This is a genomic window from Olivibacter jilunii (assembly GCF_900607235.1).
In the GTDB taxonomy this organism is placed as follows: Bacteria; Bacteroidota; Bacteroidia; order Sphingobacteriales; family Sphingobacteriaceae; genus Olivibacter; species Olivibacter oleidegradans.
The window spans coordinates 22,519-48,416 of record NZ_LR027856.1 but is presented as its reverse complement, the minus strand read 5'-3'; the positions used below and the strand labels follow the sequence as shown (position 1 = coordinate 48,416).

Here is a 25,898-nt window from a genome sequence, read left to right as displayed (position 1 = left end):
CAATAGCCCACTTATTATCAACGATTTATTTTTCTCCTGCCTAATATTTGCACGCTTACCGGGCGTATGTTTTAGCAAGTTCTCTGAGCCATTTAATATGCTTTAAGCGGAATTGATTGTCTAAAAGCCGCCACTTCCAATTTATTCCTGTTGTTGCCGGTGTATTCATTCTTGCCTCTTTGCCCAAGCCAAGCACATCTTGCATAGGGATAATAGCCAACTTAGCGACAGAGGCATAAGCCATTCTGATCATTTCTTCATGGATGTTAGCGCCCTTAACCTTATGACCTTGATAATACTGCAAGCGATCTTTTCCTGCTCGATCAAGCTCTTCCTGGTACCAGCCAACGACCGTGTTGTTATCGTGTGTGCCTGTATAAACAACACTGTTTATCGAATACTGATGAGGAATATGAAGCGAGTAAGGCGCATCCTCTCCAAAAGCGAACTGTAAAACCCGCATCCCCGGGAGACCAAGCCGGTCTCGCAGTTTGTAGACGCCTGGACTTATATCGCCCAAGTCTTCAGCTATTAACGCAACGGCTCCAAGCTTTTCTTTCACTAATTTAAAGAGTTTCTCACGTGGCCCAATTTTCCAAGTGCCCTCCACGGCATTTTCTTTAGATGCCGGGACTTCCCAATAATCATAGAAAGCTCTGAAATGATCTAAACGAATGGAATGATACCACTCGAGATTTTTTTTAAATCTGGTTAGCCACCAAGCATACTTCTCTTGCTCGTGGGCTTTCCAGTTAAAGGTTGGCATTCCCCATAGCTGTCCTTCGGCATTAAAGTAATCGGGAGGTACGCCGGCAACTCCGCGCAAGTTTCCGTTCTCGCCTAAATTAAACAGGTGCCGGTTGGTCCAAACATCAACTGAATCGTAATTAACATATATCGGAAGATCACCCAACAATTGGATTGACAATGCTTCGCATTGTGCTTTCAGAACTTTCCACTCGTTAAAAAATTCATATTGTTGCCATTTCAGCTCCAAGAGGTCCACCTTATACTTCTTTGCAAGATCAGCGAGGGTTTGTCTATCTCGTAATTTCAATTTATCGGGCCACTTATACCAAGGTTGTCCCTCTTGCTGTTTTTTCAGTAAGAGATACATTGCAAAATCATCTAACCAATCACGCTCAGTCCGCATGAAACGCTCAAAGCCTTCCTGATAGCTATTTCGCTTCCCTTCAATAAAGCGTAAAAATGCTGCATGAAGCAGCTTTTGTTTGCTTGCTGAAACTTCATCATACGAGACTTGGGAATGCATAGGTAGCCTTGCATCTGCCAATTCCTTAACCGTTAGTAAGCCTTTTTGAACCAATACTTCCGGGCTGATTAAAATCGGGTTCCCTGCAAATACCGAATAAGCGCTGTAAGGAGAATAATATTCCTTCGCTCCGGTAGGATTTAATGGAAGTAACTGCCAAAAGCGTTGGCCCGCACGCGAAAGCTGTGAAGCAAAGCGTTGAGCCTCTGGCCCTAAATCGCCTATACCGAACGCAGAGGGGAGAGAAGTGAGCGACAACAAAATGCCAGCGGCTCGCGTTTTCTCACTTCCATTTACATGCAAAACTGTTAGCGGCAAACGGTTCCTAAACAGATCAGCCAAATGCAGCGCCCGCTCTACTTGTCCATTTTCATTATTTAATACATCAACAAAATCGATGGGAATATCTTCAGGCCAGTCGATCCTGGTGTCTTTCCAGTTAATATCCTCAATTGGACAAGCTTGATCTATACATAACTCAGCGATATATAAAGGGATAATGGCAATACTCCATTGTTGGCCGAATCGACGACAAAAAGCTAGTATATGATTCCGATACCGCCCTCTAACCTTCAATGGCAAATAAAGTCCTTGCTCAAACAACTTAGCGTGCTGTGATCGATAATGGAGCAGCTTTACGATCATCGCCATTTTTATATTGCCATTGGGATGTTCGCGCCAATATGTGAGCAAATCAATATCTTTCTTCTCAATCGACTTTAAAAATCGGTAGCGTAGCTTGTAGTCAACCTTGCGTCTGTTGTCGGGATCAACAAAACTAAGGTCTTGGTATTCCGCACCTTGGTAAAAATCCGGGACTCCCGGAGCTGTTGTTTTTAACAATACCTGTCCCAGTGAATTAAGCATTCCATACCTATCCACTTCTTCCAATAGCGATGCCCATAGCGGCCATAAACCTGCTTCCTCATCGAGCATGGAAAGAGCAAAATTAATACACTTTTCTTCGTATTCCTGATCTGGTTCCGCCCAATCGCTATGCACTTTCCCTTCTCTTAGTGCCTTTTCCAGATAGGCTGATAACCTTGTAGGATAATCCTCACGTTCTTCTTCAATGAGTGGATAAGTCGCCAATAACGTTTGATAAATAAAATAGCGGTCATTCACTTCAGGAACGACGATCTGCCTTGACTTTACCGCATTCTCCAGATTCGATACCGTTGTCTGCCATTTTTTGGGCAAACAGCTCAATGCTTGCAGTCTAGCCCGCGCATCCTCTCCGCGCTTGGTATCATGCGTGGCTGTTCCGTTCATGGCCAGCGGCCAATGTCGCTGCCGTTCTTCCATCTCCATATGGAAAGCTTTTTTTGAAAACCCGAAAGTTGACAACGAACTCCCCACTTCATTGTGGCCGATAAAGCGGTTATACGTATACATCAGCGTATCTTCCACACCTTTTGCCATCAAAGGGCCGGAAAACTGCATGAGTCGTTGATAAAAATATAATAGCCGCTCGTTAAAACGTTTATTATTGTTTTTCGGCACTGTCAACAGGAGTTCTTCCAAAACGTCAAGCGCAGCAATGAGATTTGGCTTGTTAGCTCGAATAGCCTGAAAAAGTGCTTTTAATTGCTTTCTTTCGCTTGACTCTAATGGAAAGCTGTTACCATAAAATCTATAGACTGGACAAAAAATTAGGATGGAAGAGATCGCTTCTTTCAGCAGGGTAACATCAAGCGATTCGAGTTCCACATCCGATAAAAACTTAGACCGTCGAAAAAATTCAAATAGATTGGCGGCCTCACCCTGCATATGTTGGTGCAAAATATAAGACTTCTTTTCTATCGTCTGTTGACAAATATCATCGTTATGACGACCAACCACTTGGTTGTAAATTTTATTGAAAGCACGTTCCCTGTCTGCGGTGAAAAGTTTGTTTGAAAGGGCTAAATAATCGTAGCCGGAAGTCCCTTGGATAGGCCAGACGGCCGGAAGCTTCTCCTTATCTTCAAGAATCTTTTCAACAACAATGTATACCTCGGGTCCTACAAGCTTTCTTAAATCGTACAAATACTTTTCCGGATCGAAAAGTCCGTCAATATGGTCTACACGCAAGCCTTGAAAGCAGGCCTCGTCAACCATTTGTTTTATGAATTGATGTGTTAGCGTAAATACATCATCTCGTTGCACTTGTGTGCAGATCAAACTATTAACTGTAAAAAAACGACGATAATTAATTTTTAAATCCGTTTCCTCCCAGCTGCACAGGCGGTAGTATTGCTGCTCACATACCGCGATGAGTGCCTCCTGGTCATGATTTATCTGCTCAAGTAAACGTTTCAATCGGCTTTGCACTCCCGGCGCTTGCGTATATTTATTCCATTCATCCAAAAAGTTCAGCCATGATGTTTCAAACCCCGACGCACTCCCTTTTCTTGTTTGTTCTGCTTTATCCAAAGCACTTTTCGCTGATTTTGCTTCATTTGGACTGCGTTTGAGTAAACGATCCATTATTGCTCGATAGGCATTCAAGTTTACAGGATAAAGCTGATCATAGTAAGCTAACCATAATTTGCTTTTCTTCCATACCAATTTAATTTCCTTTTGATCGATGGCTTTTTCTAAAGTCGACCCTAAGAAGGGCACCATAATAGCTCCCTGAAAAAAAACATTACCGAGCCCGGTATCAAACACATTGGCAAAGGGCGAGTTAGTCCCCTTTTCCATAACATCCATTAGCCAAGTGTTTGCATCATGAAAAGCCATATGATTAGGAACAATATCTTGTATCCACGCAAGTCCATGCGCTTTACATTTTGCCGTGAGTGTTCGCAATTCATCGAGCGTTCCTATTTCCGGATTTACTGTAAGCGGGTTTATGACATCATATCCATGGGTACTTCCAGGCACCGCTTCGAAAATGGGAGATGCATAAAGACTTTTTACACCCAAAGCTTGCCAATAAGGAACTAATTGCAGTGCATCTTTGAAGGTAAATCCTTTATGGAACTGAACACGATAAGTAGCTACAGGATTAAAAACAGTATACATGTTATTTGCTTGTTTGGTAATAAATAGATGCGCTCTGCGGAGCTAAGTGCAAAATTGGTGGGCTTGGTATTACAAAATCGTTCTGGAAGAACCGGGAATCAGAAGTATCAAAAATTTTAGCACTGGGATATTGCAGAAAGTGATCCTTTCTTTCTTGGATCTTATCACTGAAATTAAAATAAAAAAATAACGACTCCCGATCGGACCATCGATTTAACAGCAAAACACCTGAATCGCTGCAGACCTCAACATTTATATGCTTACGGTCTAATCGATGCCATGCTTCGTATTTCTTTCTTAATTGAATTAATCGTTTATAAAAGGTAAAAATTTCCCGATGGTTCGATTCATCTAAGGCTGACCAGTTAAGCTTCGACTGTTCATAGGTAGCCACGGCCATTGGATCAGGAGCATCTTCTTCGCCATGAAAGTCCTTAAATTCAGCACGTCTACCCTTTCTTACGGCCTCTGCAAGTTCTTCATCGGTATGACTGACGAAATATAGGAAAGGTTTTTTCTCCCCATATTCTTCCCCCATAAATAACATAGGAATATAAGGGGACGCCAACACAGCAGTAGCCATTACCTTCTGCAATCCCTCACTGTATAAGGCACTACTGCGTTCGCCCAACATACGATTGCCAATTTGATCATGATTTTGAGAAAAAACGACAAACTGACTTCCACTAGCTTCGGACGCTTTATTGCCGAATGTTTTTTTTCGATGAGGTGAATACGTCCCGTCATAAACATACCCATCGCGAAAAGACTTTGCCAAGTGAATTAGCGGTTCGAAATCGGCATAGTATCCGTTTCGGGGCTCGCCCACGGTAACTCTCAAGGCATGATGAAACTCATCGATCCATTGCGCATGCAGTCCATAACCGCCCTCGTTTACCGGAGTTATATAACGGACATCATTTAAATCGCACTCGCCGATAAGGTAATACGGCTTTCCACTGACGGCTGAAAGCTCATCCAGCTGTTCACGCATGGCTGCCAAAATATGCTTTGCTCCGTAATCCTTGATAGCATGTACGGCATCCAGTCGAAGTGCGTCAATATGAAAATCGCGAAACCACATCCGCATATTCTCAAGAATAAATTGCCGTACGCCATCGCAATAAGCATCATCCACATTGATGGCTTTTCCCCATGGCGTATGGTATTTATCGGTAAAAAAAGGCCCATATGATTCGAGATAATTCCCTTCCGGTCCGACATGGTTATAAACGACGTCTAGAATAACGGCTATCCCTTTGCGATGACAGGCGTCAACTAAGCGTTGCAAAGCGCGCGGCCCACCGTAACTTGCTTGGACAGCAAAAGGAAAGACACCGTCATAGCCCCAGTTTCTTTCACCGGGAAATTGGGCTACCGGCATGATCTCAATCGCGTTTACACCTAATTCAATTAAGTGATCAAGCTTGCCGACAACCCCGTCAAAAGTTCCATCAGAAGTAAACGTACCCACATGAAGCTCATAAATAAGATAGTCTTCCAATGCCAGGTTATGCCATTGTTGGTCTGACCAATTGTGTTTGCTTAGGTCGATAGCCTGAGAATACCCATGGACGCCCTGAGGCTGAAAACGAGAGGCAGGATCCGGCAAAGCGGATTCCTGATCTAAAGCTACCTTGTATAAGGTACCATCTTTTATTTTTTCGGTATTGGCAGACCAAAAACCAAAGCCGGCCTCCTTCAGGTCGATTACGTCACCATTTTCGACATGTACGCGGACTTCCTTACTACTCGGTGCCCATACTCCTATTGTGGTTTGACCGGTATGAATATCTACTCCAAAAGCATTAAAATTAAGTGATCGGCTCATAATATAATCGTGAAGTTAACCCTGTAAAGGGGCATGAAAAAGAACAACGGAACGCCCGGCCACTTTGATGACATCACCCGGTTGATAACCATTCTCATCTTCTACCTGTGCATCGTCGGTATTTAATACTTTAGTCCACTTACTTCCATATTTTTCATTTGGAAGCTTATAATCAATCGGCTCATGATGAGCATTGAAGATTACATAAAAATGATCGTCGTAAATTTTATTGCCTTTAGGGTCTACCGACCTAATCCCTCTACCATCTAGATAAACCGCGAGCGATTTAGCAGTATCATTATCCCATGCTTCGTCCGGCATAATATTGCCTTCCGGCAAAAACCAAACGATATCTTCAACACCGGCACCCTTTATCTTCTGTCCCATGAACCATTTTCGGCGGCAAAAGGTTGGATGGCTTTTTCTTAAGTTTATTAATTTTTTGGTAAAGGCTAACAAGTCCTGATCTGCCTCTTTCCAATTATACCATGATATTTCATTATCCTGGCAATAGCCATTGTTGTTCCCTTGTTGTGTACGTCCCAATTCATCGCCACCCAATAACATAGGAATACCTTGAGATAAAAACAAGGTGGTTAAAAAATTCCGTTTTTGTTTAGACCGCAACGCCAAAACTTCCAAATTATCAGTCGGACCTTCTTCTCCACAGTTCCAAGAGCGATTATGGCTCTCCCCATCGTTGTTATCCTCGCCATTGGCTTCGTTATGTTTTTCGTTATAAGAAACCAAATCATTCAGAGTAAAACCGTCGTGCGCAGTAATAAAGTTTACACTGGCTGTGGGTGTTCTGTAATCATCCCGATACAAATCGGAGCTACCGGTAAATCGAGAGGCAAATTCACCTAATTTACTTTCCTCTCCGCGCCAGTAATCGCGTATACAATCACGATATTTTCCATTCCATTCCACCCAGCCTGCAGGAAAGTTACCTACCTGGTACCCCCCTTCTCCGATATCCCAAGGCTCTGCAATCAACTTTACCTGCGAGATAATTGGATCTTGGTGGATAATATCAAAAAATGCGCTCAGCTTATTTACGTCATGAAACTCGCGCGCTAACGTTGATGCCAAATCAAAACGGAAGCCGTCAACACGCATTTCTAAAATCCAATAACGAAGACTATCCATAATCAGTTGCAGCACATTTGGCAGGTTGGCATTCAAAGTATTTCCGGTACCGGTATAATCTACGTAATAACGACCATCTTCAGTAAGCCGATAATAAGAGCTATTATCAATGCCACGAAAACTTAGCGTTGGCCCTAATTCGTTACCCTCTGCCGTGTGATTGTATACTACATCTAAAATCACTTCGATACCTGCTTCATGTAGATTTTTCACCATCTGTTTAAACTCTGTAACCTGCTCACCATTCATGCCACTGGAGCTATACTTTACATCAGGTGCAAAGAAACCTATCGTATTGTAGCCCCAATAATTGCTTAGGCCAATATCCTGGAGATGCCAGTCATTTACAAAATGGTGAATGGGCAAGAGTTCTATGGAAGTAATTCCAAGATCTTTTAGATATTGAACAGTTGTGGGATGACCGATAGCTGCATAGCTACCTCGGATATTATCCGGGATATCGGGATGTGTATAAGTGAACCCCTTAACATGTGCTTCATAGATGATGGTCTGATGGTACATAACATTAGGCTTTCGATCGTTCCCCCAATCGAAGGAATCATCGATAACAACCGATTTGGGAACATATGGGGCACTATCTTGTTCGTTAAAACTTAGGTCTTTTTCACCATCTTTGATATTGTATCCAAAAATAGACTCGTGCCACTTGATAACACCGGCTATTGCCTTGGCGTAGGGATCCATCAAAAGCTTATTTGGATTAAAGCGATGTCCTTCATCCGGTTTATAGGGGCCATGGACCCGATAGCCGTATTTCTGTCCGGGTTTCACATCCGGAAGGTAGATATGCCAAATATCATGGGTTCTTTCTTTGATAGGTATTCGTTCTTCATTGGCATCTGATTGATCTGAATCAAAGAGGCAAAGTTCAACGCCTTCTGCGTGTCTGGCAAATAAAGCGAAGTTCGTTCCTTTGCCATCATAGGTGGCCCCTTGCGGATAGGGACTACCAGGGTAGACTTTTCGTTCCATAGTTTTTAAATCTCATTATATCTGTAACAAGGATTCTGCGTAAGCTTCTTCGATATCCTGCAAATAATTGCCGTGGTGACGAACTTCTTAAGATATCGACTCTCATTGAACAAGCGTATCGGGCTTTTGTTTAGGGAATACGGACTACTGGGGCGCTTTTTTTTTCAACTCCCGAAAGGTGTTCAATTCTATATCACCTTCAAAAAAAAACGCCTGAACAGCATGTTCAGGCGTTTGTATTATTTTTAATAATATTATTAATATTTTGCAGGAACGCCGCTCTTTACGGTCGACTTAGCAATAAATTCCCGCAGATCATCATTTGCTTTTTCTAAATCCACCTGCCGCATGTAAATCATATGCCCTGTGCGATATCCCTTAAAAGACATTCTATCCTGAAACTTCCCGGCAGGATCCATTTGCCACAAATTATATTTAGCATTAAAATAGTCGCAAGCACCGTCATAATAGCCGGATTGCACCATGACATGCAGATAAGGGTTTTCTGCCATGGCTTGTTGTAGATCGTTGCCTGTATGATCATCACTACGATCCCAAGGATATACAGAACCAAAGACATTATACTTTACGTCGGTTTTGAAATTCAGTTCGTTGCGAACATAATAGTTGATTGCGGGAGTAAAGGAGTGCATCCAGGAGCTAAGCTCAGCATTATAGTCCGGCCGCTCGCCCCCATCTTTTTTATCTTTACCAAGATAGCGCGAATCCAAACGTCCAATGGTTAAACCTCTATCACGCAACAGTTCTTTCCAAAAAAACTGAGTAGATATGTCGAAATTATTCTGAAGTATTAACTTTTCCGATATCCCTGCATATCGCGCCATTTTCGACGCAATTTGTTGTTTCTCGGCCATCGGTACCGAACCACCTCGCGTTACCGTGGGCAACAATTCGTTTACGGTGAATTCTTCAACTTCAGGCAGTAATTGATCCAAGTCTTTTTGCTGCATATCGCTTCCAAGCGCCTTATGATACCAAGCCGTAGCCGCAAAATAAGGGAGCCGCAAGGCAAGGTCTACCGGCCCTTCTCTTTTTAATCCGAGGTCGGTTGGAGACACCAAAACGACTCCATTAAGATACATCCATTGCGCATCCTGAAGCTCAAGTGCCAAGCCCGATACACGCGTTGTTCCGTAACTCTCTCCAATTAGATATTTGGGAGACTGCCACCTATTGATTCTGGTAACAAAGGTATTCAACCAGGCAGCCAAGTATTTGATATCGGCATTTACTCCGAAAAACAGTGACTTATCTGTTTTTTTATCCAGAATTCTTGAATAGCCGGTGTTTACAGGATTAATGTAAACGATATCGGCTACATCTAAAATAGAATAGGGATTATCGCGCATCTCTCCATATGGCTGCACCGGATAGCCCTCATCATCCAAAGTCAGAATCCGCGGTCCTGTATAACCAATTTCCATCCATAAGGACGCCGAACCGGGCCCTCCGTTAAACGAGATCACCAAGGGTCGATGCTTTTTGTCGTTTACGTCCGATCGTTCATAATAGGTATAGTTGACCGTTGCAATGGCTTTGCCTTCGTCATTCCATATCGGCTGCATACCGATGCTTGTATTATAAGCAATTTTGCTCCCTTTAATGACGGTGGTATGCTTCGTGGAGATAACCGTATCGGCCGGTGGATCCGGTTGCGCAAAGGATTTACTAAAAAATAGATACAGGCATAAAGCAAGTAGACAGATTTTTTTCATGTAAGCTGATTTGATTGCTATAAAAATAGCGATTAGTTCAAAAAGGCTGTGTGTTCTACAACAATATTACAAACTATCTTAACACCTTTGGTCACGAAGCAGCTTATTCATACTTAATACTGCTCGCTATCATTCGGAAATTCTACGGCCTTCACATCTGCGATGTATTGTTGAACCGCGGAGGTAATCAGTTGATCAAGTTGCAAATACTGGCGAACGAATTTTGGTTTAAAATGCTTATTCAACCCTAATAAGTCATGAACAACCAGCACTTGTCCATCCGTTGCCGAACCTGCGCCTATACCAATGGTTGGTATACGCAAATGATCCGTTACTTCTTTCGCCAGTTTGGCGGGAATTTTTTCTAACACAACGGCAAAACAACCCAACTCATGCAAAAGTTGCGCATCTGTATTCAATTTATGCGCTTCATGTACACCGGTCGCCCTTAAACCGTAACCACCATACGTGTTTATCGACTGAGGCATAAGTCCGAGATGTCCCATTACCGGTATACCGGCATTGATAATTAATTTGATAGCTTCTTTGATTTCTATCCCGCCTTCCAATTTCAGCGCATGGGCGCCCGTTTCTTTCATAACCCGTACGGCTGCTTTTAGAGCATCATATGGGTCTCCCTGGTAGCTTCCAAAAGGTAAATCAACCACCAGCATGGCTCGTTTGATTGCCCGGGAAACTGAGGCGGCATGGTATATCATCTGATCTAAGGTTATTGGTAACGTGGTATCGTAACCTGCCATTACATTGGCAGCCGAGTCACCCACTAAGATTATATCAACACCCGCTGCATCTAAAATACTTGCCATGGTATAATCATAAGCCGTTAATACCGAAATTTTTTCACCGGTAGCTTTCATCTCTAAGATGCTATTTACCGTAACTTTTCTAACTTCTTTATGTATCGACATATAGCAAAGGTAATAATAGGTAGGTATAGTTGACCACTTTTTCTTTACCTTTGCCCCTATGTTATCGATTACTGAAGAGAATTATCTGAAAGTATTGTTGCATATTGCAGAGGACAGCAATGGCCAACAAGAAGCTGGCACGAATCAAATTGCCTCACAGCTTCACGTGCGACCTGCTACCGCCACAGATATGCTAAAGAAATTAAAGGAAAAGGGCTTAGTAGATTACCAAAAATATGGCAAAATCTCCTTAACGGATCAAGGACGCGCTCATGCAATTGCCGTGGTGCGAAAACATCGCCTTTGGGAAACGTTTTTATTTGATAAATTAGGGTTTAGTTGGGACGAAGTACATGAAGTTGCTGAACAACTTGAACATATCAAATCTGAAAAACTGATTGAGCGATTGGACAAGTATCTCGGTTGTCCACAATTTGATCCTCATGGTGATGCAATTCCCTCTGCTAAAGGGGTGCTGGTTACAGAAAAAAGAAAGACCCTGGCAGAAGCCACGTTGGGAAGCAAGAAAAAGGTAAATGCAGTGAAAGATAACAGTCCTGAATTTTTACAATATGTCTCTCAACTTGGCATAGCTATTGGTGACCCCATCCTGATCAAGAAGCGCTTCGCTTTTGATGGATCAATGGAGATTGAAATAGATGGGAAAACGACTACCATTTCGCAAAAGGTTGCCGAGAACATTTTTATTAAATAGATTAAGATAAAGAGTTATGTCTAACGACATTAATATAAGGAATAAAAAGGCTTATTATGAATACCATATCCTTGAAAAGTATATTGCCGGTATTCAATTATTGGGAACCGAGATAAAATCGATCCGGCAGTCCAAGGCGAATATAGGGGATGCGTTTTGCGCGTTCTTAAATGATGGCTTGTATATTCGGAATATGCATATAGCTGAGTATTCACATGGCTCCTTTTATAATCATGAATCAAAGCGCGACAGAAAACTTCTGTTGACCAAAAAAGAGTTAGCTAAATTAAAAATTAAAGGGGAAGAAAAGGGCTTCACGATAATTCCGCTAAAGATTTTCGTAAATGAGCGGGGGTATGCGAAAGTCGAAATTGCACTTGCTCAAGGGAAAAAAGATTACGACAAAAGGGAAAGTATCAAAGAACGGGATACAAAAAGGGAATTGTCACGAACTTATAAGCTGTAACATCGGCAACCACGCCTTTGCATCCTGACGGCGCACAGGATGTAAAACCTACCAGGCCTGATCGCCTACAAGCGGAACGAATCGAAAGGTATCAAGTTCGATCTTCTCAAAATCTTGTTCACCTGTACGAATAACCGTCACCATTTTTTGTGTCTTTGCATCACCTACCGGGATAACCAATATACCTCCAATGGCTAATTGTTTTAACATGATTTCGGGCACAAAAGGTGCACCTGCTGTTACAATAATTTTGTGATAAGGAGCATATTGAGGCAATCCTTTTGAACCATCTCCTAAAAAAAAGTGGGCTTGGTATCCCATGTAGGGAAGCACTTTAATAGTCCTATTATAAAGATTAGTTTGCCGTTCAATGGTAAAAACTTCGGCTCCAAGTTCGAGTAAAATACATGTTTGGTAACCTGAACCCGTTCCAATTTCAAGCACCTTATCCCCTCTCCTAATATGCAACAGCTCCGTTTGATAGGCTACCGTGTAAGGTTGAGAGATTGTCTGTCCGTCGCCTATAGGAAAAGCGATGTCTTTGTACGCTTGTGTCCAAAAGGTCTCATCAAAAAAAAAGTGGCGTGGCACCTTTCCAACAGCGCTCAATACTGCCTCATCAGCAATACCTCTTTTTCTTAATGTTTCAACCAGTTGCTTTCTGGCACCTTTTTCCCGATAGTTGTCTACAAATTTATAAGCCATTACTCTTCCAAAAATACGTTTGTTTTGGCATTAAAAGAAGCTCGTTTGGATGGTCTACTCCTAATTAATTCAGGACTTGGGTATTATTTTTTACTTTTTTGGCGCATTCGACAAAATCTTCATATCTTTCTAGCGTCTTTGGATCGTTAAATGTAATAACATGAGGAAAGTACTTTTGGCCTTAGTATTCTTTAGTATAAGTTTTCCATTGTGTGCGCAAATTACACGTATTGATACGCTAGCATACAAACCGATTCATATCCCCCAAAAGCAAGGACCTCGTTTTTCCGAGTTTTTATATTCAGTTGGATTACGAGCCTTCGCCTACGAACAATTCCCCAAAATACTGGACCAAACTACACGTGAACATTTTTATTCATCGGCATTTAATGGTTTATTTTTCAAGTTTAATGACAACCAAATAAGCTACCGAATCGCCGGCTCGTATTTCGACAAAGATGTTTCGCTCAATGGCAATTGCATCAATTGCAGTGGCAACGGAAACTTAAAAAACACAACCATCAAGATTGGGTTTGAAAAAAATATAACCTATACGCGTTTACAGCCTTACTTTGGTCTGGATCTCGGTTATACATACCAGAAATACAAAGGCTCATACATGAATGGCAGCGATATAAACGTTACAAATGATGCTGTTATCGATCGGAAAGATGCGATATTGGCATCTCCCTTTATCGGCCTAAAATTTAATATTATCCCTACAGTGACCATAGCCGCCGAGAGCAACCTAACCGTTGCTTACAGTTTTCAAAAGATAGAAATTGCCCACGATGAAACGACTGAAAAAAGACCAACTGAAAAAGGTTGGGAGTATTATTTCGGCCCTGTTGGCATCCTGAGTGTACAATTTAATTTTGGCAATCTATATTAATAAGGATCCACATCCAGTTGCACAAAAACTCCTTTATTTGCCTTGTTACTTTCAAAAGTGATGAGTAGCTGGCGAAGAGCCGTCTTTACTTTTTGTATACTGGTTCCATCACGTTCGACTTTAATCAGCAGGGTATTAATAAAATAATTTCTGATGCGCGAAATGAGTGGCGTTTCGGGACCTAAAACCCGATTACCGAAGGCCTCCTTCAGTAAGGTACCCAAACGTTGGGCAGCATTATACGCCTCGTTTTGATCTTTGTGTTTTACGTCAATCTTAATCAATCGATAAAAAGGTGGGTAAGCATAATGTTTCCGCTCTTGAACCTCAGTCATAAACATCCCTTCATAATCATGATGTACGACCTGCTCGAGTACGCGATGCTGGGTTGCGTAAGCCTGTATAATAACATTTCCTGCGGAACTTCTCCTTCCGGCACGACCGCTTACTTGCGACAACAAAGAAAAGCTTCTTTCAAAAGCTCTGAAGTCGGGATAATTAATCAAGGCGTCTGCATTGATAATTCCAATAACGGTAACCTTACCAAAGTCCAATCCTTTTGCTACCATTTGGGTACCAACAAGCACATTGAACTGCTGCTCATCGAAGTCGGTAATTATCCGTTCGAAGCTATCCTTCCCCCTTGTGGAATCCAAATCTAGACGGCCGATTTTGGCTTCCGGAATCAACATGGACAGTTCCTCTTCAATCCGCTCCGTGCCAAAACCTTTATTCTCTAAGTGCGTGGATCCGCAAGCAGGACATACCTGGATCTGCTCTTCTTTAAATCCACAGTAATGACAATGTAATTTACCTGTACTCTTATGAAAAGTTAAACTAACATCACAGTTTGTACATTTCGGAGTGTATCCACAAGTGCGGCACAACAGCATCGGGGTATACCCTCTTCTATTCTGGAAAAGAATTACCTGCTCTTTATTATTTATTGCCTGCTTAATCTCATTTAATAACACTTCACTGAAATAAGACTGCAGTCGCTTATCACGACCTTCTTCCTTTAAGCTCACAATACGGATCGTCGGAAGCTTAGATTCACCATATCGTTGCGACAAGGTCACTAATCCATATTTGTTTGACTTGGCATTGTAATAGGTCTCAATAGAAGGTGTAGCTGACCCTAACAGCACTTTTGCATGATGTAAATGTCCAAGATAGACCGCTGTGTCCCTGGCATGATAACGAGGGGCGGGATCGAATTGCTTAAAAGAAATTTCGTGTTCTTCGTCTATAATGATCAAGCCCAGGTTTTGAAAAGGTAAAAAGACGGCCGATCGAGCACCTAAAATTACTCTAATCTCGCCCTTTAAAACTTTTTGCCATACTTCTGCCCGCTCATTATCATTAAAACGGGAATGATAGACCCCCACTTCCTGTCCGAAGTATATCCGGAGACGTTCTACTATTTGTGAAGTTAAAGCGATTTCGGGTAGAAGATACAGGATCGTGTTTCCTTGTGTAAGCGCCGCTTCAATAAGGCGAATATATAGCTGGGTCTTACCGGAAGCGGTAATACCGTGAAGTAACACGACGTCTTTTTCTAAAAATTGACGCTGTATTGATTCAATCGCCTCTTGCTGCGCTGCACTTAAATCAAAACCGGACTCCACGAAAACATCTTCACCATATAACCGGCTTACAACGCGCTCCTCAATGATAAAAACGCCTTTATCTATCAAAGCCTTTAAGGCCGACTGCCCACAGCCGCTTGCTTCCAATAATTCACTCTTTGCTATGTGTTCTTGTCTTTTACGCAACTGTAAATAAGCTAATACGGCATCTTGCTGTTTAGGGGCACGCTCTAAACTATCCAAAAGCAGATGCCGCTCCTCGCCCTGATCAAAAAAGGAGCTGAGAACGACGAACGCCTTTTTCTTTGGCTTGTAACGTTCCCGCAGCTCTTCAGATATGACAATGGCATCTTTATTAAACAGGCTTTTTAATATAGGGAACACCGTTTTTTGTCCTAACAACTTCATGATGTCGCTCACCTTCAGCTCGCCGGCCAAATCAAGAGCATCCAATATTAGAAATTCTTTATCATTGAGGGAAGTTCTGTCTACCAAAGCCAATCGATCGGATGCCATTACTTTCGTCTCGGAGGCCAGTTTGAAAACGGCCGGCATGGCAGCCTGCATGACCTCGCCTATATGACACATGTAATAGTCGCTCACCCAATCCCAAAGCTTCAACTGATCTGCAGTAACGACCGGTGAATCATCTAAAACATCCAATATATATTTCGCCTCATAGCGTTCGGGTGCTTTTGATGATATAGCATAGACAATTGCAGCGTATATCTTACTTTTTCCAAATTGTACGATAACCCTTTTCCCAACAGCCACCGACGACGTCAGTTCATAAGGTACACGATAAGTGTAAGTTTTCGAAATAGCTAATGGCAGTATAACATCAACAAACTTTGTAGTTCTTTCCTGTTGATGTCCTTCCGCCTGAAGTTCTAACATAAATAATAAGATTATAAAAATGTGGAGCCAACTACCTCCCTTTCAGGGTAGCTAAAAACAAACTGGCCCAACCTAAGATGAAGGCCAATCCTCCCAAGGGTGTTATAGGCCCCAAAATATGTGTGGCACTGATTCCTGTTAGCTCACGTGTAGATAACAAATACAATGAGCCCGAGAAGAAAAATATACCGATTGTAAAAGCAATATAGGAAAGATTGATCAATATGTTCTTTGCGCGCGAAAAAGTAGCTAAAAAGAGAAGGGCTAACGTATGGTAAAATTGATAGTTAACGGCCGTATGCCAATTATCCAGGCTCTGGTCGCTTATTCGACCCGAAAGACCATGTGCACCAAATGCCCCCAAAACAACCGCTATCATCCCAAAAAAAGCAGCTGTAAGTATAATACGTTTGTTCATGTAGTCAGTTCAGTTTTATCCGCTAATTTAATAAACCTATTACATATTCGCTTGGTGCGATGTTAATTTTTTAACTTTGCTTATATCCCATGAGAAAGCTAATAATAATTACCAGCATATTATTCGTTGCAGTAATTGCAGCGGCCATACTATATTTTACAAGTTTACAAAGTAATAGTCGCAATCAAAACAACGCTTTGGCCTATATCCCGGCAGATGCCGCTTTTTTGGTATCTTTCCAAAACGATAAGTCTTTCTATAACATCTTCAACGATTTTAAAATCTTTGAAGCAATCCTTGGCAAGGAAACACAACATGAACTTAGCTATCTACATAAACAGTTTTTAAAGAGTCCTGACTTTTCGGAACCTACGACGAAGCAAACGCTCTATTTTTCTTTTCATCCCACAAAGGACCGCATCAACTGGCTATTGACGATTCCTTTTAAAACAAAATTGACGCCCGAAAACGCCGCCTCAATGTTGCAGAAAAACCTGGAAGGTGTGGGAACAATTACAGCCGATTCAACATCTTCTTATCTCTATAGCATTAAAATACGAGCGCTTGACAATTCCTTTTACGTCGCCTTTAGATCAGGAGTAGCGTTTTTCAGCCATCAACGTGATTTAATTGCTCGGGCCACAGACGATAAAGCGACACATCTATCGGCCGATTTTCTTCAAGAATTAGCCAAAAATGGGCATAAGAACGACAATTCCATACTTAACCTTCATTTGAACCATAGCGAAGTGTTTAAGTTCGTTAATAACTTAATAAGAACAAAACCGGGCAATAACATACAATTATTGGAAGGACTGAAGGGCATGTCATCGCTGAATATGAATTTCAAAAGTGATGCCCTCATGTTTAGCGGGTTGAGTAGTATGGACCATGCCATGGCGAAGGGTAATTACCTATCGATCTACGCCAAGCAGTCGGCTGTAGAAGGCGAGCTGAAGCGAGTGCTCCCGGCAAACACCGCAGCTTATGCCGCCTTTGCCCTTTCTAACTATAAGGGCTTCCATCAAGAATTGACTGAACTGCTAAAAAAACGCAATCAATTAAATCGAATCAATGACCAACTAGCACTGATAAAGTCGTCTAAAAAAATCGATCTCGATACAGCCTTATTAAATCAGTGGGGCAATGAATTCGCATCGATTGAGTTAACCACAAGGGAAACTTTAGGAATTATTAAAGTGAAGGACTCACTTATTTTCGAAAGAAATATGGAAAAACTCACCACTGCCGTTACAGAAGATATACGCAGGTTCGACAATTCCAATCTATTGTATTATTCGTTTGGTGATCCGATGCTTCCCTTTCAACGGCCATACTTCACCTTAATCAATAATTATTTAATTTGTGCGAACACCATTAGCACGCTTCAGCAACTCAGAAAACAATACGAAGAAAAGCAACTCTTAATAAATACCATTCCCTTTATAGAATTCAGCCGACTGCAGGCAAACAAATCTAATGTCACGTTCTTTATTCATAACGAAAACGCAAAACTGAATATCAAGCGACTTTTAAAGCCGGCATTTGAGAAGGTGTACAACGATACGGCAAATTTCAATTTTAAAGATTTTCAGGCATTTTCTTTTCAACTGAGCGGATACAATGGGAATTTCTACAGCAATTTAAGCGCAAAATATCTTTCTGCTGATAAGTCGAATTTACAAGCGGAGTGGGTTGCCGATTTGAGCAGTGAAATTGCCTATCCCCCCAGCGTTTGGACTTATACCGACAGTACGAACTTTATTGTTACGCAGGATAAAAGCAATAGATTGTACGCCTTCTCAACCGAAGGTAAAGAGTTGTGGAGAACTGCTTTGTCAGGACCGATCCTTGGGCCTATTTCCCAGCTTCCTGATAAAAGTTTGGTTTTCAACACAGCGGAACGACTGTATAGATTTGCTCCCAATGGCTCTCCTATGTTTGGCTTCCCCATTGTGCTAAACCATCCCGCAACGGCTGGTATGACCCTATTTCGTGTCAATAAGGATTATGAAAAAATATTCATTCCAGCCGAGCAACGGATTCTTGGCTATGACAGTAATGGAAAAGAATTACCCGAATGGAAGAACAAAACTGTTAAGGGTCATATTTTATTTAACTTGAAAACGGCACTTTTAGAAGACTTCAATTATGTAATAGCGCTGACAAGCAGTGGCCAGGTCTACTTATTCAATCATAACGGCAATTTAGTTTCGTTACTTGAAAGCACCGGCAACGATGTTTTTCGGAATAACTTTGGCGTAGAAACAAACCCAAGCGACCAATCTGAATCACGAATTGTTACAACCGATACAAGCGGCATGCTAGTAAGTTTTTACTTCGATAAAAGACAAACCAAAACGAGCCTCGGAAAATGGACGGAAAACTTTCATTTTGCTACTGAAAACATACAGGGCGACAGCATTCCTGAGCTTATATTTGCTGATGATCGACAGCTTTATGCCTACTCAAGTAAAGACAGTACGCTCTTATTCAGTCATAATTTCAATACCGAAATTGCAGGACCTCCCTTATTTTTTCCGTCAGCCAACAAAACGCATACCATTGGTATAACCACTAATGCCAAGCTTTTGTACGTATTTGAAGACGATGGCTCAATCGCTAAGGGCTTTCCGTTGGAAGGGTATGCTCCGTTCTATTTTGGCGGATTGAAGAACGATGGACATAGGTACGCGCTAATCAGTAAGGATGGCCGTAAATTAGCAGCTTATAAGTTAGACTAAGACTTTAAGTGCTTTTTTGGCGTGGTCGGAATAAAATCTTTTAAGTAAAAAGGTTCAAAATACGCGACATCTTCGAATGCCTCACAGTGCCACTTTCGACAAGATTCATCAACAAGATATTTTGCCGAGTTCAGAAAATTACCGGACACTACGACCGTTTCGTTTCCTTCAAACAGCGATGAAAATTTGTTAGCGCCATCACCAAAAAGAACAATCTTTTGTTGTCGCTCCGAGAACTCCTCAAAAGAATCCGCGCCAATAATCCGAGCCTCAACAGGTCGGATTTGATTCCCTTGCCCACTGTAGATGGCTGAGTAAACTTCCATCCTTCGTGCATCAATCATTGGACAAAAGAAAAGATCCGATTGTCCGCTCGTTTTAGCAACCGTTGAGCTGAATCCTTTAAACATCGCTTCCAAGGTATCAACAGCAATTAGCGGGATGTCTAAGGCAAAACAAATGCCCTTTGCCGTGGACACGCCAATACGCAAACCCGTATAAGATCCTGGGCCCTTACTGATTGCCACAGCATCCAAATCGTTAATTTTACAATTCGCTTGGTTTAAAACCTGGTGAATAAAAACCGTTAATTTCGAAGCATGAATATTAGGTTCATGCCGGTCTATAGAGGCTCGCACTACCCCATCAGTGCTTAGCGCTACAGAGCAAACCGATGTTGCCGTTTCAATATGTAAAATATTCATTTTCTAAAAAACATTCAAGCTATTCCGTCAAGGTACAGGATCATGTCCATGCCCACCCCAAGGATGACATCGGCCAATACGTTTTAATGTCAACCACCCACCTTTAAATGGGCCATGTTTTTTAATTGCATCTATACCATACTGAGAACAGGTGGGTGTATACCTACAAGTTCCGGGAAATAAAGGAGAAATAAATAATCGGTACGCTTTGATTAACATTAAAAAAATGAAACCTATTATGCTTTTAATTCCCCTTTGCCATATGATGCGTATTATATTCATGCTGAATTTTCGCTAATGCAATCCCCATTCGCTTATGAATAGTTTGATAATCGAGGATTTCCTTGCCTATATATTGGAAAGCAAGCAATAGTTCCTCCTCATGGTGCGTGATAAAAGTATGCAGAATATGCTTTTGTAGCCTATACGCCTCCCTGGTACGTCGCTTTAAAAGATTTCGGTCAACCGCTCGTTTAAAACGACGCTTTGGAACGGAAACAACAATTTGAATAGGATGTGGAAGGTGTTGGCTTGGTAAAAAAGAAATTCTGTATGGGTATAAAATAAAGGAAGAACCACTTTGAAAAAGCTTCGTTAGAAGTTTTTTGTTACAAAGTCGTTCTTCCTTTTTGAATGTGTATCTCACCATAAATACCAAATGCTATTTATTATACAGCGAAACCGGCGCTGGCTTCGGCGTAAAAAAGCAAGGTACCGGAGAAATAAACTTATGCTTTGTGACGACGTTCGTCAGAAACAGTCAATTTTTTTCTGCCTTTTGCTCTTCTGGAAGCTAATACTCTACGACCATTAGCAGTGGCCATACGCTCCCTAAAACCGTGCTTATTTCTTCTTTTACGTTGCGAAGGTTGAAATGTTCTTTTCATTACTATTAATTTTATATTTTTAAGCTGCCCCTGTATTATGAGGAGTAGCACCCTATACATCTTTCTGTTCTTAAAACAAGATCGCAAAGGTAAGGCTTATTCCTTAATATTCAAACCTAAATAAATTTATTTTTCATGCAAAACAATGGCTTCTACATAGAAAATGAATTTATTTTGCTCTTTTCCGCTATTTGAAGGCTATTTTATAGCGGAAATATATTATTAAAATAGATTCCTATACTGGCTATCCATACCTGTCGAGCTGAAATATGTGAGCGAAAAATACCCGGTCGATCCGTCATCAAATTATCTTGCCTGCTTTATTTATATTATCTTAAGCGCCGAGCAGGATCTTACACCGTCATCATTATCTACCAGGCTGGAGCCGGCGGGCAATGATGGGCTTTTATCAGTCCACTATGCGTCTTGGGTGCTTCAAAGTATAAAAAACATCAATTCTTAGTTTTTAATATATCCCTGATTTCTGCCAAAAGAACTTCCTCCTTGCTAGGTACAGGCGGTGCGGACGGGGCAGCTTCTTCCTTCTTCTTCAACGAATTAATTCCCTTTATGATTAGGAAAAGGGCAAAAGCAACAATAATAAAGGAAATTACCTGCGACAAAAAGTTGCCATATTTAATTGCCGTCCCCGGAATCACCAGTTCAGACAAATTTTTCAAATTGGCGGCCTCCAAAGCCGGGGTAAGAATAGCGGGTGTAATGATATCTTCCACCAGGGAACTTACGATTTTTCCAAATGCTCCTCCGATGATAACACCGACAGCTAAATCAACCACATTGCCACGCATGGCAAATTCTTTAAATTCTTTTGCGAAACCCATATTTCGTGTTTTTAGTTCAACATTTCTGTAACACTAAAGTAAATATTTTTGTTTATTCAAATAAAAATTTAAGCAAATAAATAGTATTTTAATACCAAAGGGATCGCCTTATCGTTTAAAAAATCTGTACTTTTGCACCAAAGGGTGCTGATCATAAAGCAATAATGTACCCATTAATTTGATATGCTAAAACAAAGTTTACAGCAAAAATTACTTCAAAAATTATCACCGCAGCAAATCCAGTTCATTAAGCTGCTGCAGGTACCAACGGTATCATTGGACGCCCGTATTAAGGAAGAGCTTGAGGAAAATCCTGCACTGGAAGACATGAGCTTAACGAACATGAACGAACCGGCAGAAGAATACCCCGACAAAGATCCCGAGGACAATTATAATGAAGAAGAACAAGGAAGTGAAGGGGACGAGTTTAACGTAGATGATTACCTGCAAGAAGAAGATGTTAACGATTATGGAAATAATCTTAACAATAGCAGCGATGATGAGGAAGACCGAAAAGAAATGCCCATTGCTATTCAAAATTCTTTTTTTGAAAATCTGCAACAACAACTTGATTTGCTGGCACTGAACGACAAAGACTTTTTAATTGGCCAACAGATAATCGGCAGCCTAGACGACGACGGTTATCTTCGGAGACCTATACTATCTTTAATAGATGACTTGGCATTTTCACAAAACGTCATGGCAACAGAGGAGGAGGTTGAAGAAATTCTAAAAATCATTCAAACATTTGATCCTGCCGGTGTAGGCGCCCGTGATTTGCAAGAATGTCTACTAATCCAACTCAGAAAAAAAGATCAGGACAACCCCGTCATTCGGGAAGCTATTTTAGTGGTAGAGAATTATCTAGATGAGTTTACAAGAAAACACTATGATAAGCTTGAAAAAGCGTTGAACATCAATTCCGACGAATTAAAAAAAATTGTAGATGAAATTTTAAAGCTAAACCCAAAACCTGGTGACGCCGGATCTGCTTCTGAAAAGCAACTGCATATTATACCTGATTTTCATATTACGAACAATGACGGTATACTGATTCTTACGCTGAACGCGCAAAATGCCCCCGAGCTGCGCGTAAGCCGATCGTATCAGGAAATGTTCGAACACTACGACAAGGCAGCGCAAAAGGATAAAAAAATGAAGGAGGCTGTTCAGTTTGTAAAACAAAAGCTCGATTCTGCAAAATGGTTCATTGATGCTATTAAGCAGCGTCAACAGACCTTATTGAAAACCATGAATGCGATTATGAATTATCAATACACCTATTTTCTGACGGGTGACGAGCGTAACTTGAAGCCAATGATCTTGAAAGATATTGCTGATAAAATCGACATGGATATTTCAACGGTTTCGAGAGTAGCCAATTCAAAGTATGTTCAGACAGAATTTGGCACTTTTTTATTAAAGTCGTTCTTTTCAGAGGCCATTCAAACGGATAGCGGTGAAGAGGTATCAAATAAGGAAGTTAAGAAAATCCTCGAGGAGTGCATAGCTAATGAAGACAAAAGAAAACCTTTAGCCGATGAAAAGTTAACGGAGATTTTGAAAGAAAAGGGTTATACAATTGCTCGCCGGACAGTAGCCAAATATCGCGAAGCAATGAATATTCCAGTTGCTAGGTTGCGAAAAAAGCTTTAAAATCACCCGTGGCATAGGAAAAAAAACTGGCTTCGGGAAACTAAAAGCATGCTTTAAACACGATTTAGAATTCAAAAAAATATCATTACATGTCTAAGGTTAAAATAGGAACTGTTCAAATGAGCTGTGTAGCCGATAAAGCTACCAACTTGGCAAAAGCCATTGAACAAGTAAAAGTGGCAGCGGAAAAAGGGGCACAAATTATATGTTTACAGGAGTTGTTCACATCACTGTACTTTTGTGATGAAGAAAACTATGATAACTTCGTCTTGGCTGAAGCAATCCCGGGACCATCTACCGATGCATTGAGTAAAGTAGCAGCCGAATATCAGGTTGTTATCATCGCTTCACTCTTTGAAAAAAGAGCGCAGGGTCTTTACCATAACACAACCGCGGTAATCGATGCAGATGGAACCTATCTAGGCAAATACCGCAAAATGCATATTCCGGACGATCCGGGTTTCTACGAAAAATTTTACTTTACTCCCGGAGACCTCGGCTACAAAGTTTTTAAAACGAAATTTGCAAAAATAGGCATTTTAATTTGCTGGGATCAGTGGTATCCGGAGGCTGCTAGAATCACTGCGCTGATGGGTGCTGAATTACTTTTTTATCCAACGGCAATTGGTTGGGCTCTTACGCAGGATGCGGGGACCAATGAAGAACAATATAATGCGTGGCAAACGATACAACGCTCGCACGCTATAGCAAACGGCATCCCGGTGGTTTCCGTTAACCGCGTTGGAATTGAGGCGGGTGTTCGTTTTTGGGGAGGTTCTTTTATTGCCAACCCTTTCGGTGCTTTAGTTTATAAGGCCTCGCATGAAGATGAAGAGACGGTTGTAACGGAAGTCGACCTCAACCAATCTGATTATTATCGATCCCATTGGCCATTTTTGCGAGACAGAAGGATTGACAGCTACGAATCGATAACAAAAAGATTTATTGACGAAGAGTAAAATGAATTACCCTAAAGATAAAGGCTATTTTTTTCCTGCCGAATGGCATAAACATCGGGCAACATGGTTGAGCTGGCCGCATAAGGAAGCTAGCTGGCCGAGCAAAATAGACACTATATATAGCCCCTACTGCAAATTCATCAAGGCGATATCAGCAGGAGAACAGGTATGCATCAATGTCGGGAGTGAAAAGCTAAAACAAGAGGCTACAGAACAATTAGAAAAAGAAGGCGTTGATCTAAGTAAGATTTCGTTTTTTGACCACCCCACTAATGATGCTTGGTGCCGCGACCATGGGCCTGCGTTCCTGATCAACCCGCATGCAGACATACCCAAAGTCATTGTAGATTGGGGATACAATGCCTGGGGCGGCAAATATCCGCCTTTTGATTTAGACGATGTTATACCTACCCTTATTGGGAAAGCGTTAAACCTTCCCGTAGTTCATCCACAAATCGTCATGGAGGGTGGTTCAGTAGACTTTAATGGTACAGGGACCTTATTAACGACTACATCTTGTTTGTTAAACCCAAATAGAAACCCGCATCTCAATCAACATGAAATTGAAGCGTATCTCTATCAGTATTACGGTGTGGAGCAAGTCCTTTGGCTGGGAGATGGTATCGTTGGAGACGATACAGACGGACATATTGATGATATTACCCGTTTTGTGAATGATAGTACCGTTGTTACCGTAATAGAAGAAAACAAAAGTGATGAGAATTATGCTCTTTTGCAGGATAATTTAAATCTTTTGAAGGAGATGCGTTTACTCAACGGAAAACAGTTGGATATCATCGAATTGCCTATGCCCGCTCCTGTCATTCATGAAGATCAGCGCTTGCCTGCGTCCTATGCTAATTTTTATATCAGCAATGCAGCGGTTGTTGTGCCTACCTACCGTGACAAGAATGATCAAAAGGCACTGGATATCTTAGCTGATTGCTTCCCACACCATCATGTAATCGGTATTGACAGTACGGATGTAATATGGGGGCTTGGTAGCTGGCATTGCCTTAGCCAACAAGAACCGGAAGTATAACATGGCAACTAATAAATAAATAATGAAAAGGCGTCTCTTTATTAAACGATCATCGGGCTTAGTAGCAGCCATAGCTGCGACTCCTATGCTAACACAAGCCGGCATTAATAACCATATCAGTAAAAACATGAGCAAAAACAAACAGGAAGTTATTACGCACTACGTTCTTTTCTGGTTAAAAAAAGGACTATCTGAAAAAGAAATTAATGATTTCACCGGATTTTTCGAAGAACTGCGAAAAGTGCCGAATATCAAATCGCTCCACTATGGCAAAGCAGCAAATAGCACACCACGAGATGTAGTGGACAATAGCTTTACCTATAATTTATTGGTATATTTTAATTCGCTTGAAGATTTGGAGACCTATGGAACGCATCCAATTCATTTGAAAGCAATTGAACAATACAGTCAATATTGGGAAAAGGTGGTCGTACATGATTCGGTTCTTAAATAGCTTTTTAT

The 25,898-nt window shown here is 41.4% G+C and carries 21 protein-coding genes; 8 read left to right on the top strand and 13 right to left on the bottom strand.

What is annotated here, in order from left to right; genetic code table 11:
* Positions 1-55 precede the first annotated feature (55 nt).
* The 5 genes from treY to panB all read right to left on the bottom strand — a co-directional run bounded on the left by treY (position 56) and on the right by panB (position 10,920).
* Positions 56-4,282, bottom strand: coding sequence for a malto-oligosyltrehalose synthase (treY, locus tag E0E36_RS22965; protein ID WP_130857897.1), 4,227 nt, complete (start codon positions 4,280-4,282; stop codon positions 56-58).
* A gap of 1 nt (position 4,283) precedes the next feature.
* Positions 4,284-6,113, bottom strand: coding sequence for a malto-oligosyltrehalose trehalohydrolase (gene treZ / locus E0E36_RS22960; protein ID WP_130857896.1), 1,830 nt, complete (start codon positions 6,111-6,113; stop codon positions 4,284-4,286).
* Positions 6,114-6,128: 15 nt separating this feature from the next.
* Entirely contained in the window at positions 6,129-8,255 is a 2,127-nt protein-coding gene (glgX, locus tag E0E36_RS22955; protein ID WP_130857895.1) for a glycogen debranching protein GlgX, read from the bottom strand.
* A 257-nt stretch (positions 8,256-8,512) separates the two neighbouring features.
* Positions 8,513-9,991: a S10 family peptidase gene (locus tag E0E36_RS22950; protein ID WP_013663629.1), complete on the bottom strand. Its 1,479-nt coding sequence runs from the start codon at positions 9,989-9,991 to the stop codon at positions 8,513-8,515.
* Positions 9,992-10,104: 113 nt separating this feature from the next.
* Positions 10,105-10,920: a 3-methyl-2-oxobutanoate hydroxymethyltransferase gene (gene panB / locus E0E36_RS22945; protein WP_013663630.1), complete on the bottom strand. Its 816-nt coding sequence runs from the start codon at positions 10,918-10,920 to the stop codon at positions 10,105-10,107.
* Positions 10,921-10,978: 58 nt separating this feature from the next.
* Here panB and E0E36_RS22940 point away from each other — a divergent pair, with 58 nt between their 5' ends.
* Together E0E36_RS22940 and smpB are read left to right on the top strand one after the other, a co-directional pair.
* Complete coding sequence (locus tag E0E36_RS22940; protein WP_013663631.1) at positions 10,979-11,635, top strand: metal-dependent transcriptional regulator; 657 nt, start codon at positions 10,979-10,981, stop codon at positions 11,633-11,635.
* A 16-nt stretch (positions 11,636-11,651) separates the two neighbouring features.
* The gene (gene smpB / locus E0E36_RS22935) at positions 11,652-12,101 is read left to right on the top strand and encodes an SsrA-binding protein (protein ID WP_130857894.1); all 450 of its coding nucleotides are present in this window, start codon (positions 11,652-11,654) and stop codon (positions 12,099-12,101) included.
* Between the two features lie 48 nt (positions 12,102-12,149).
* On the opposite strand, the gene E0E36_RS22930 is transcribed toward smpB, so the two are convergent.
* A complete protein-coding gene (locus E0E36_RS22930; RefSeq protein WP_130857893.1) occupies positions 12,150-12,806 on the bottom strand; it encodes a protein-L-isoaspartate(D-aspartate) O-methyltransferase in 657 nt (218 codons plus the stop codon).
* Positions 12,807-12,966: 160 nt separating this feature from the next.
* Between E0E36_RS22930 and E0E36_RS22925 the strand changes: the two genes are divergently transcribed.
* Positions 12,967-13,698: a hypothetical protein gene (locus tag E0E36_RS22925; RefSeq protein ID WP_130857892.1), complete on the top strand. Its 732-nt coding sequence runs from the start codon at positions 12,967-12,969 to the stop codon at positions 13,696-13,698.
* On the opposite strand, the gene priA is transcribed toward E0E36_RS22925, so the two are convergent.
* Positions 13,695-16,184, bottom strand: a complete 2,490-nt coding sequence (gene priA, locus E0E36_RS22920; protein WP_130857891.1) for a replication restart helicase PriA — start codon at positions 16,182-16,184, stop codon at positions 13,695-13,697. The genes E0E36_RS22925 and priA overlap by 4 nt on opposite strands.
* Positions 16,185-16,215: 31 nt before the next feature.
* Complete coding sequence (locus E0E36_RS22915; protein WP_013663636.1) at positions 16,216-16,602, bottom strand: DUF423 domain-containing protein; 387 nt, start codon at positions 16,600-16,602, stop codon at positions 16,216-16,218.
* An 89-nt stretch (positions 16,603-16,691) separates the two neighbouring features.
* On the opposite strand from E0E36_RS22915, the gene E0E36_RS22910 reads away from it, so the two are divergent.
* Positions 16,692-19,346 (top strand): hypothetical protein, encoded by a 2,655-nt coding sequence (locus E0E36_RS22910; RefSeq protein ID WP_130857890.1) that lies wholly within the window; start codon positions 16,692-16,694, stop codon positions 19,344-19,346.
* Here E0E36_RS22910 and tsaB read toward each other — a convergent pair.
* The 5 genes from tsaB to mscL all read right to left on the bottom strand — a co-directional run bounded on the left by tsaB (position 19,343) and on the right by mscL (position 21,779).
* Positions 19,343-20,050 (bottom strand): tRNA (adenosine(37)-N6)-threonylcarbamoyltransferase complex dimerization subunit type 1 TsaB, encoded by a 708-nt coding sequence (gene tsaB / locus E0E36_RS22905; RefSeq protein WP_130857889.1) that lies wholly within the window; start codon positions 20,048-20,050, stop codon positions 19,343-19,345. The genes E0E36_RS22910 and tsaB overlap by 4 nt on opposite strands.
* Before the next feature lie 27 nt (positions 20,051-20,077).
* Positions 20,078-20,332 carry a membrane protein insertion efficiency factor YidD gene (gene yidD / locus E0E36_RS22900; RefSeq protein ID WP_013663639.1) on the bottom strand — a complete coding sequence of 85 codons (255 nt, stop codon included), beginning with the start codon at positions 20,330-20,332 and terminating at the stop codon, positions 20,078-20,080.
* The gene (locus E0E36_RS22895) at positions 20,295-20,699 is read right to left on the bottom strand and encodes a ribonuclease P protein component (RefSeq protein ID WP_130857888.1); all 405 of its coding nucleotides are present in this window, start codon (positions 20,697-20,699) and stop codon (positions 20,295-20,297) included. The genes yidD and E0E36_RS22895 overlap by 38 nt, the downstream gene beginning before the upstream one ends.
* Positions 20,700-20,778: 79 nt before the next feature.
* A complete protein-coding gene (gene rpmH / locus E0E36_RS22890; RefSeq protein WP_041387836.1) occupies positions 20,779-20,937 on the bottom strand; it encodes a 50S ribosomal protein L34 in 159 nt (52 codons plus the stop codon).
* 452 nt (positions 20,938-21,389) lie between these two features.
* A complete protein-coding gene (mscL, locus tag E0E36_RS22885; protein WP_013663642.1) occupies positions 21,390-21,779 on the bottom strand; it encodes a large-conductance mechanosensitive channel protein MscL in 390 nt (129 codons plus the stop codon).
* A gap of 183 nt (positions 21,780-21,962) precedes the next feature.
* Between mscL and rpoN the strand changes: the two genes are divergently transcribed.
* The 4 genes from rpoN to E0E36_RS22865 all read left to right on the top strand — a co-directional run bounded on the left by rpoN (position 21,963) and on the right by E0E36_RS22865 (position 25,890).
* On the top strand, positions 21,963-23,435 hold the full coding sequence (gene rpoN, locus E0E36_RS22880) for an RNA polymerase factor sigma-54 (RefSeq protein WP_013663643.1): 1,473 nt from the start codon (positions 21,963-21,965) through the stop codon (positions 23,433-23,435).
* 89 nt (positions 23,436-23,524) lie between these two features.
* On the top strand, positions 23,525-24,394 hold the full coding sequence (locus E0E36_RS22875; protein WP_013663644.1) for a carbon-nitrogen hydrolase: 870 nt from the start codon (positions 23,525-23,527) through the stop codon (positions 24,392-24,394).
* Between the two features lies 1 nt (position 24,395).
* Positions 24,396-25,436 carry an agmatine deiminase family protein gene (locus tag E0E36_RS22870; RefSeq protein ID WP_130857887.1) on the top strand — a complete coding sequence of 347 codons (1,041 nt, stop codon included), beginning with the start codon at positions 24,396-24,398 and terminating at the stop codon, positions 25,434-25,436.
* A gap of 22 nt (positions 25,437-25,458) precedes the next feature.
* The gene (locus tag E0E36_RS22865) at positions 25,459-25,890 is read left to right on the top strand and encodes a Dabb family protein (RefSeq protein WP_013663646.1); all 432 of its coding nucleotides are present in this window, start codon (positions 25,459-25,461) and stop codon (positions 25,888-25,890) included.
* The last annotated feature ends 8 nt before the right edge of the window (positions 25,891-25,898 follow it).

Coding starts and splice junctions, on each gene's coding strand:
- E0E36_RS22915 (WP_013663636.1), bottom strand. CDS start 16,602: ATGAACAAACGTATTATACTTACAGCTGCTTTTTTTGGGATGATAGCG.
- rpmH (WP_041387836.1), bottom strand. CDS start 20,937: ATGAAAAGAACATTTCAACCTTCGCAACGTAAAAGAAGAAATAAGCAC.
- glgX (WP_130857895.1), bottom strand. CDS start 8,255: ATGGAACGAAAAGTCTACCCTGGTAGTCCCTATCCGCAAGGGGCCACC.
- panB (WP_013663630.1), bottom strand. CDS start 10,920: ATGTCGATACATAAAGAAGTTAGAAAAGTTACGGTAAATAGCATCTTA.
- E0E36_RS22925 (WP_130857892.1), top strand. CDS start 12,967: ATGAGGAAAGTACTTTTGGCCTTAGTATTCTTTAGTATAAGTTTTCCA.
- E0E36_RS22940 (WP_013663631.1), top strand. CDS start 10,979: ATGTTATCGATTACTGAAGAGAATTATCTGAAAGTATTGTTGCATATT.
- E0E36_RS22895 (WP_130857888.1), bottom strand. CDS start 20,699: ATGGTGAGATACACATTCAAAAAGGAAGAACGACTTTGTAACAAAAAA.
- tsaB (WP_130857889.1), bottom strand. CDS start 20,050: ATGAATATTTTACATATTGAAACGGCAACATCGGTTTGCTCTGTAGCG.
- treY (WP_130857897.1), bottom strand. CDS start 4,282: ATGTATACTGTTTTTAATCCTGTAGCTACTTATCGTGTTCAGTTCCAT.
- E0E36_RS22930 (WP_130857893.1), bottom strand. CDS start 12,806: ATGGCTTATAAATTTGTAGACAACTATCGGGAAAAAGGTGCCAGAAAG.
- E0E36_RS22950 (WP_013663629.1), bottom strand. CDS start 9,991: ATGAAAAAAATCTGTCTACTTGCTTTATGCCTGTATCTATTTTTTAGT.
- priA (WP_130857891.1), bottom strand. CDS start 16,184: ATGTTAGAACTTCAGGCGGAAGGACATCAACAGGAAAGAACTACAAAG.
- E0E36_RS22910 (WP_130857890.1), top strand. CDS start 16,692: ATGAGAAAGCTAATAATAATTACCAGCATATTATTCGTTGCAGTAATT.
- yidD (WP_013663639.1), bottom strand. CDS start 20,332: ATGAATATAATACGCATCATATGGCAAAGGGGAATTAAAAGCATAATA.
- rpoN (WP_013663643.1), top strand. CDS start 21,963: ATGCTAAAACAAAGTTTACAGCAAAAATTACTTCAAAAATTATCACCG.
- treZ (WP_130857896.1), bottom strand. CDS start 6,113: ATGAGCCGATCACTTAATTTTAATGCTTTTGGAGTAGATATTCATACC.
- mscL (WP_013663642.1), bottom strand. CDS start 21,779: ATGGGTTTCGCAAAAGAATTTAAAGAATTTGCCATGCGTGGCAATGTG.
- E0E36_RS22870 (WP_130857887.1), top strand. CDS start 24,396: ATGAATTACCCTAAAGATAAAGGCTATTTTTTTCCTGCCGAATGGCAT.
- smpB (WP_130857894.1), top strand. CDS start 11,652: ATGTCTAACGACATTAATATAAGGAATAAAAAGGCTTATTATGAATAC.
- E0E36_RS22865 (WP_013663646.1), top strand. CDS start 25,459: ATGAAAAGGCGTCTCTTTATTAAACGATCATCGGGCTTAGTAGCAGCC.
- E0E36_RS22875 (WP_013663644.1), top strand. CDS start 23,525: ATGTCTAAGGTTAAAATAGGAACTGTTCAAATGAGCTGTGTAGCCGAT.